Annotated in this window: 9 protein-coding genes; 3 read left to right on the top strand and 6 right to left on the bottom strand. The window is 32.8% G+C overall.

Annotated elements, in window-relative coordinates:
- Positions 1-1,046: 1,046 nt before the first annotated feature.
- Entirely contained in the window at positions 1,047-1,409 is a 363-nt protein-coding gene (locus ACX6U0_RS12590; protein ID WP_464960271.1) for a YgzB family protein, read from the top strand.
- 33 nt (positions 1,410-1,442) lie between these two features.
- Here the strand turns inward: ACX6U0_RS12590 and ACX6U0_RS12585 are convergent, their stop codons facing one another.
- The gene (locus tag ACX6U0_RS12585; RefSeq protein ID WP_464960270.1) at positions 1,443-1,880 is read right to left on the bottom strand and encodes a Fur family transcriptional regulator; all 438 of its coding nucleotides are present in this window, start codon (positions 1,878-1,880) and stop codon (positions 1,443-1,445) included.
- Positions 1,881-2,197: 317 nt separating this feature from the next.
- Between ACX6U0_RS12585 and ACX6U0_RS12580 the strand changes: the two genes are divergently transcribed.
- Positions 2,198-2,740 (top strand): hypothetical protein, encoded by a 543-nt coding sequence (locus tag ACX6U0_RS12580; protein WP_464960269.1) that lies wholly within the window; start codon positions 2,198-2,200, stop codon positions 2,738-2,740.
- Between the two features lie 46 nt (positions 2,741-2,786).
- On the opposite strand, the gene bcp is transcribed toward ACX6U0_RS12580, so the two are convergent.
- The 5 genes from bcp to ACX6U0_RS12555 are packed head-to-tail and all read right to left on the bottom strand — an operon-like array spanning position 2,787 to position 6,323.
- Positions 2,787-3,248, bottom strand: coding sequence for a thioredoxin-dependent thiol peroxidase (gene bcp / locus ACX6U0_RS12575; protein ID WP_464960268.1), 462 nt, complete (start codon positions 3,246-3,248; stop codon positions 2,787-2,789).
- Positions 3,249-3,274: 26 nt separating this feature from the next.
- Positions 3,275-3,682 (bottom strand): ion channel, encoded by a 408-nt coding sequence (locus tag ACX6U0_RS12570; RefSeq protein ID WP_464960267.1) that lies wholly within the window; start codon positions 3,680-3,682, stop codon positions 3,275-3,277.
- Between the two features lie 54 nt (positions 3,683-3,736).
- Positions 3,737-4,522, bottom strand: a complete 786-nt coding sequence (locus ACX6U0_RS12565) for an ABC transporter permease (RefSeq protein ID WP_464960266.1) — start codon at positions 4,520-4,522, stop codon at positions 3,737-3,739.
- A gap of 3 nt (positions 4,523-4,525) precedes the next feature.
- Positions 4,526-5,317, bottom strand: a complete 792-nt coding sequence (locus ACX6U0_RS12560; protein WP_464960265.1) for an ABC transporter permease — start codon at positions 5,315-5,317, stop codon at positions 4,526-4,528.
- Positions 5,310-6,323, bottom strand: coding sequence for an ABC transporter ATP-binding protein (locus tag ACX6U0_RS12555; RefSeq protein WP_464960264.1), 1,014 nt, complete (start codon positions 6,321-6,323; stop codon positions 5,310-5,312). The genes ACX6U0_RS12560 and ACX6U0_RS12555 overlap by 8 nt, the downstream gene beginning before the upstream one ends.
- Before the next feature lie 267 nt (positions 6,324-6,590).
- On the opposite strand from ACX6U0_RS12555, the gene ACX6U0_RS12550 reads away from it, so the two are divergent.
- Positions 6,591-7,892, top strand: coding sequence for a glutamate-1-semialdehyde 2,1-aminomutase (locus ACX6U0_RS12550; protein ID WP_088002377.1), 1,302 nt, complete (start codon positions 6,591-6,593; stop codon positions 7,890-7,892).
- The last annotated feature ends 40 nt before the right edge of the window (positions 7,893-7,932 follow it).

The following is a 7,932-nucleotide window of genomic DNA, read 5'->3' as shown; positions in this document are numbered from 1 at the left end:
GCACGCCGCCAGCGTTCGTCCTGAGCCAGGATCAAACTCTCCATAATAGTTAAGTTTAAATCTTGTATTGCTCAAAAAACTAATAATTGACGTTTTACTTCATGTTTTGTTTAGTTTTCAAAGTTCACTGTATCGCTCGTAAGCGACTTTTTCATATTAACATTTATCAAAAAGCATGTCAATATTTTGCTTGTTATTTTTTGTTAATTTTTCTTGTTTGTCACCGACTTGTTTTGGCGACATAAATTAATATAACACCACTCATCGATTCGGTCAACAACTTTTTAACTTTTTTTTGAAAAAGATTTCGTTCAAAAACGAACTGTAGAAAATTGCCGATTTCCGTTTCTGGATGCTCACCTTCCATGGGGCGGAGCTAAGCCTATTGGCAAGCCTAAGGGATCTCACCCTTCCCGCTACTTCCATAGGAGTCTTGCACCTTCCACTCTAATCGATGTCATTAAATATATTCTAAACTTAAAATGAAATAAAATCTTTTTCGTAAATGTCTTTTTTAAAATATCAACAGTTAACATGATTAGAGCTTAAAAGTTAACTTTTACTTTTACATATGAATACATTTCAAATAGTTTAAAATTCACATTACTTCTTATTATATCTTTATTTTTCATTAATGAAGCTAGCAATTTAATAGAAAATATAAAACCACTTAGTATTTAGCTTCTATAAATAAGAAAGGTGAAATTCAAAACAGTAGCCTTTGAAAAGATCCTTATATTAATATTAGAAGGCGAATTCCTAGGAGATTTGCGGGACAGCCCAGCCCCCACAGGAGGCCCACATGATGTGAGGCACTTCTGAGTTACGACAGGACTTCGTGGTATTACCATGCCTTCCTTATTCCAGAAGGCTAAAACGCCAGACCCAAGGAAAGCAAACTCCTAGAGTGGGATTCAACATTCTTTTTTTCGCAGAGGGAACACTTGATATAGAACTATATTACAAAATAAAATGAAATTCATAATGGTAAGACTACCAGTTGAAATCCCATTTATGCTATATTTACATTGAATGGGGTGGAACTATTGGCAAAAAAGAAAAGCAGTAAAATTAATAATATAAGATCGTTTGCACTTTCATTATTATTTATTGGATTCATCATAATGTATGGCGGTGTCTTCTTCAGAGAACATAAAATTGTCATGACATTGTTTATGCTTGTTGGATTTTTAGCCATTATTGGAAGTACTGTTGTTTATTTTTGGATTGGAATGTTATCAACGAAAACCATCCAAGTAGTCTGTCCAACATGTAATAAAACAACAAAAATGCTTGGTAAAGTAGATATCTGTATGTATTGTAATGAACCACTAACATTAGATGCTTCATTAGAAGGCAAAGAGTTCGATGAAAAATACAACAGCAAACGAGAATCAAAAAGAACGTAATAAAAAAGCACATTACATATGTAATGTGCTTTTTTATGATAAGTTTTTTTCTTTGCAATTAGGACAAATACCGTACACTTCCATCCTATGATTTGTCACTTCAAATCCTGTTACGTTCTCAACGAATTGATTGATACCTTCTAATCCATCATAATGAAAATCATTCATATCTCCGCATTTTTCACAAATAATATGATAATGATCTGTAGTTATATAATCAAATCGACTAGAAGAATCACCGAAGTTTAACTCTTTAACCATTCCAACTTCACGTAAAACTCTGAGATTATTGTAAACAGTTGCAACACTCATATTTGGAAATTTACCCTCAAGTGCTTTATAGATTTCATCAGCAGTTGGATGTGTTCCACTTTCCATTAAAAATTCTATAATTGCATGTCGTTGAGGTGTAATACGTACGCCGCTATTCTTTAAATGTGAAATTGCATCTTGAATATTCTCTTTATGCAACGCCGTTCTCCCCGTTTCTTTAAATTAATTCTAAACAACATTCTTATTATTAGTTTATTCAACTGTAAGAATATTTGTCAACTTTTTGAGAATTTCCTAAAAAAATTTATTCTAACGAAGAAATATTAATTACATAAAAAAATGTGCGAGAAAATCTCGCACTTCAAAATGCTATCATCTGAGGAGGTATGCCCTATACTTATATATATTCTCTTTTGATAAAGGCGTATAGACGAAAAGCTTGATTCAATCTATAAACATTTACTAAATTTCATCTAGATCTAAAAACAAGTTAAATCGATTTAAAAGGAGACAATATGAAAGTTCGAAATGGTGAAATAAAAGACATAATTGAAGTGTTGCAATTAGAATATCAAATATATCCTATCCAATGGCATGTTACAGCTAAATACGTAAGAGATTTACTTCAACAAAATAACGACGTTCTTAGAGTATTGGAGGTAGGCCAATCAATTAAAGGTCATTATTCCTTTATACCTTTAGAAAAAGAACACTACGAAAATGTCTTAAATGGAGAATTAGATGAAAAGAACTTGGCTCAATGGATTATGAAGTACGAGCAACCTAAAGAAGTTTATTTGTATTGGACAACTGTGATGATTGATTTAGAAGATCCAAACCGAAAACAATTAGCTAAATGTTTATTAGATGATATTCCAGTTTACTTACAAGGTTTAACTGAAAAAGGTATCACAATCAAAGAAATTGGTGGTATTTTTATATCTATTGAAGGAGAACGATTAGCTAATCGGTTTGGATTAAAACTGACAAACTCCATTCAGTATATCGATGATAGGGAATATCCAGTTTATCGTGGTATTATTTCATCCTATCAATAAAAGCTAGTACAAGTTTAAAACTCATACTAGCTTTACCTTTTTATATTTATTGATTTAGAACGCTGAATACATCTTCTACATGGTTTTTCACTCTTACTTTTTGCCAAACTTTTTCAATCATACCATCTTCATTAATTAAAAAGGTTGTCCGCTCAATTCCCATGTATTCTTTACCAAAATTCTTTTTTAGTTTCCATACATCATACAATTTTGCAACTTCAGTTGTTTCATCAGATAATAAAATGAAAGGTAGATTGTACTTTTCAACAAACTTTTGATGTTTTTGAATCGGGTCTGGACTAATACCAAGTATTGTTGCACCAGCATTAATAAACTTTTCATACGAATCACGAAAATCACATGCTTCTGTTGTACAACCAGGAGTCATATCTTTTGGATAAAAATATAAAACAACTTTTCTTCCACGATAATTTGATAATGATACTTCCTCTCCATTATTTGCGGGTAATGTAAAGTCAGGTGCTTTAACGCCAATATCAACTGTCATTCTATTTCTCCTTCATTAAAATAATTTTATCGGTCTTCTCTAAATACTTGTAATACAAAAGCTGCAGGCATTGTATACCCAATGAGCGCTTCAATCATGGCAACCCATCTCCCTACACCAACTGGAACAATATCACCATAACCTACAGACAAAAGTGTAATTGCACTAAAATATAAGCATAACTCCATTATATGATAATTCGAACCGTCTACAGGAATAGTATGCTCAAGTAAAATTGGTTGAGGACCTCTTTCAAGTATAAAATAAACTGCACTAAATCCAATTAGTACTGTTCCATATATTAAAAACAACAAAATGTAATTATTAATAGATATAAACCCTTTACTGACTTTAGTTGTTGTCGAACTCCATAAATACATTAAACTATATAATATAGAAAAAATGGCAATAAAGAAGAAAAAAGCAGTTCCCATTTCGATCACCTCATTTCAATTTATGAAACAAGCTATCGAAATAGAATAACATGCTTAGTTCCCGGCGCCTCTATATTTTTTGACACCATTATTCCAAATACATACTGCTACAATAAACACAATTAGTCCCATTACTGGTGTGAAAAATGAATACAAATACCATTCGCTTCTACGCAGAAAATAAGCTGCAGGATATACACCTACGAATGCAAATGGCAAGACCCACGTTAATACAAATCGAATAATCGGATGATAAATATTGATCGGGTATCTTCCATAATTACCAATATTGTACATTAAAGGCATAATTGACGTTCGTGCATCAGACCAAAAACCAATACTGGCTAAAATAATAAAAATACCTGCATATACAAGCATTCCACCTAAAGCCATTAAAATAAATAGAATTGGATCATACCAAGTTAATGAAAGCCCTAAATTCGATCCTGCATAAACCATAATGATGAATCCTGTAATAGCACCTAATAATGACTCTAATTCCATTTTTTCCAATACAACTTGGAAAAGACTATGAATTGGGCGAGTTAAAATGCGATCAAACTCCCCTTTTACAATATAACGATCATTAAAATCCCATATATTAAAGAATGAAACAAACAGTGCAAAAGGAACTAAAAAGAATCCATAAATAAACACTATTTCATCGCGATTCCATCCTTCTATTAAAGAAGTGTGATTAAAAACTAATAAAATAAAAATTAGATTTACAGCTTGAGCCATTAAATCAGATACAAATGATAAAAAGAAGTTTGCTCTATATTGAAATTTAGTTTTTAAATATTGACCTGTGTATTGGAAAAATAAATCTAAATAAAACATTCTTTAACCTCCTTGCACAACAAGCTGTTTTTTAGCTTTATACCATATAACAGTGATCGGAATACATAGTAAGATGACCCAAACAATTTGAAATAATAGTGCATTTAAGAGGGAATCGCCTTTAATACCTTCTGCAAAAATCATACTTGGTATATAACTAATTCCTTGGAATGGTAGATACTTCATAACATCTTGTGCCCAAATTGGAAAGAATGTAATAGGTATTGTTAATCCTGAGAACAAATCAATAATAACTCGTTTTGCTTGAATGAATCCCATATTATCGTGTAAAAAGAATGCCATTAAACCTGTTAATATATTAAGTTGTGTGTTGATTGCAAAACTAAATATCGATGCTACTAAAAATAATCCCCATGTCGTGAAATCGAATGAAACTTTTAATTGAAATATCAGTGCTACGATGATAAATCCTGGGATTGAAAAGAAAAAGAATCTGAAAATCCCTTCACCTAGCCCCTGCATAACTTTAGTTAGCAAATAGTTATACGGTCTGATTAATTCAATTGCTACTTTTCCTTCTCTTATTTCTTCTGCAATTTCACGATCTAAATTATTAAAGTAAAAAGCTCTAGCCATCCAAGCAATTGCAACATAAGTTGTCATTTGGGTAACGGATACACCTTGTATAGAACCTTGACTGCCATAAATAGCTTTCCACAAGAAAAAATAGGCACCTATATTAATTGTATAAATGACAATTCCTGTATAGTAATTTGTACGATATGCCAACATCATTAAAAAACGGATCCGAATGATTTCTAAATATTTACCCATTACTCATACCCTCTTGATAAATATTTCGAATAATTTCTTCAGTAGAAATCTCTAACATTTTCATATCTTTGACTGGATATGATTGTACTACCTTTGCAATAATCATGGAAATTGTTGTTTCATCATTCGGAAGAGAAACGGTCCAAACATTCTCTCCTTCATCTTTTTTCCATTTCACATCTGTTCGACCAACCAGCTCAATTAAGTCGTTTTGATCTACATTTTTAATAAATTGGAATTGAATTTCTTTTTCTTCTCCCCACTGACCCTTTAGTTCTTCTAGCTTACCATCATAAATGATTTTTCCTTCATCTAACATGACCACTCGATCACATAAAGCTTCAATATCAGAGATATCGTGTGTAGTCAGTAGAATAGTCGTACCATATCTTTCATTCAATTCCTTCAAAAACTCTCGAATTTTTAATTTTACTAAAACATCTAAACCAATCGTTGGTTCATCTAAAAACAATAACGGTGGATTATGAATTAAAGCAGCTGCTAATTCACATCTCATTCTTTGACCAAGAGATAATTTTCTTACTGGCTGATCTAACAATGGTTCTAAATCTAATGTTTTAATGATGTAGCCCATATGTTCCTCGTATTGTTCATCGGAAACTTGATATACTTTTTTTAATAATCGAAATGATTCTTGAACTGCTATATCCCACCATAGCTGAGATCTCTGTCCAAATACAACACCGATTGATCTAACAAATTTTTCACGTTCTTTTTGAGGATGAAAGCCGTTAACTTTTACATTACCAGCAGTAGGCGTTAGAATACCTGTTAACATTTTAATAGTTGTTGATTTCCCCGCTCCATTCTCACCAATATAAGCCATCATTTCACCTTTTTTTACGGAAAAACTTATATTATTAACTGCTGTTTTAATTTTATAATTTCTTGTAAATAAATCTCTGAATGCTCCTTTTACACCTGAGCGACTAGAGAATGTTTTAAACTCTTTGTGAAGATTTTGAACTTCAATCATATTTTCCATCTAAGTGCCTCCATTTTTTATTCCGTCGCTAAGTGTATTTGAAATGGCATATAAGTACAATCAAAAAGTCTTAAGAATTTATTTCCAATCCTTAAATTTTCTTGATTTACTAATAGATTCTCCAAATGTTCAAATTTCTTTTGAAAATGAAAAGGTTTACATTTACCACGCACAAAAAATTCGTGCTAGAATGTTATTTAACGACATAAATAATGTAAAGATGCAGGTTAAAACTTCTATTTTAATCGCGAATATAGGAGGAACTTCATGAACAATCAAAAATCAGTCGAAATACATAATGAAGCTTTGGAGCATATCGTTGGTGGCGTTAATAGTCCATCAAGATCATTTAAAGCCGTTGGTGGCGGAGCTCCAGTTACGATGAAACGTGCTAAAGGTGCTTACTTTTGGGATGTAGATGGGAATCAATACATTGATTATCTAGCTGCTTATGGTCCCATTATTACAGGTCATGCACATCCACATATTACTGCTGCAATCACCAAGGCTGCAGAAAATGGTGTCCTATATGGCACGCCACATGAACTAGAACTTCAATTTGCTAAAATGTTAAAAGAAGCAATACCAAGTATGGATAAAGTACGTTTTACAAATTCTGGTACTGAATCTGTTATGACAACAATTCGTGTTGCAAGAGCTTATACAAATCGTACAAAAATTGTTAAGTTTGCTGGATGTTACCACGGCCATTCCGATTTAGTTTTAGTAGCGGCCGGTTCTGGTCCATCTACACTTGGAACACCTGATTCAGCTGGTGTACCGCAAAGTATTGCAAACGAAGTGATTACTGTTCCATTTAATGACATTGATGCATATGCTGAGACAATGGAAAAATGGGGTCATGAAATTGCAGGTGTCCTTGTTGAACCAATTGTTGGAAACTTCGGTATTGTAGAACCAAAAGAAGGATTCCTTGAAGCTGTTAATGACATTACCCATAATTATGGTGCACTAGTCATTTATGATGAAGTCATTACTGCCTTCCGTTTTATGTACGGTGGCGCACAAAACTTATTAGGTATTGAACCGGACTTAACTGCTCTAGGTAAAATTATCGGCGGTGGTTTACCGATTGGAGCATACGGCGGTAAGAAGGAAATTATGGAAACCGTAGCACCATTAGGTCCTGCGTATCAAGCTGGTACAATGGCAGGAAACCCTGCTTCAATCGCAGCTGGTATTGCTTGTCTTGAAGTATTAAAACAAGACGGAGTATATGAAGAGTTAGATCGATTAGGTACAATACTTGAGGCTGGTATCCAAGAAAAAGCTAACGAGCATAACATTCATATTAAGATCAACCGACTAAAGGGCGCATTAACTGTTTACTTTAATGTAGATGAAGTAACGAACTATGAAGAAGCTAAACTATCTGATGGCGAAGTATTTGGTCGATTCTTTAAACTTCTATTAGAAGAAGGAATTAATCTAGCACCTTCTAAATATGAAGCATGGTTTTTAACAACTGCCCACACTGAAGATGATGTAAAACAAACTATAAAAGCAGTTGGCAATGCATTCCAAAAATTAGCTACAATTAAACAATAAACATAATAGAGGTCACTACATCTTACTGAAGTGGCCTCTA

Source organism: Gottfriedia sp. ABJ_BB2_2, from assembly GCF_055484705.1.
The sequence above is the reverse complement of the archived record's forward strand: the minus strand, read 5'-3'. Positions and strand labels throughout refer to the sequence as shown.

Bases quoted from the DNA above. Each gene is read 5' to 3' on its own strand.
- ACX6U0_RS12565 (WP_464960266.1), bottom strand. From the start codon at position 4,522: ATGTTTTATTTAGATTTATTTTTCCAATACACAGGTCAATATTTAAAA.
- ACX6U0_RS12570 (WP_464960267.1), bottom strand. From the start codon at position 3,682: ATGGGAACTGCTTTTTTCTTCTTTATTGCCATTTTTTCTATATTATAT.
- ACX6U0_RS12555 (WP_464960264.1), bottom strand. From the start codon at position 6,323: ATGGAAAATATGATTGAAGTTCAAAATCTTCACAAAGAGTTTAAAACA.
- ACX6U0_RS12550 (WP_088002377.1), top strand. From the start codon at position 6,591: ATGAACAATCAAAAATCAGTCGAAATACATAATGAAGCTTTGGAGCAT.
- ACX6U0_RS12580 (WP_464960269.1), top strand. From the start codon at position 2,198: ATGAAAGTTCGAAATGGTGAAATAAAAGACATAATTGAAGTGTTGCAA.
- ACX6U0_RS12560 (WP_464960265.1), bottom strand. From the start codon at position 5,317: ATGGGTAAATATTTAGAAATCATTCGGATCCGTTTTTTAATGATGTTG.
- bcp (WP_464960268.1), bottom strand. From the start codon at position 3,248: ATGACAGTTGATATTGGCGTTAAAGCACCTGACTTTACATTACCCGCA.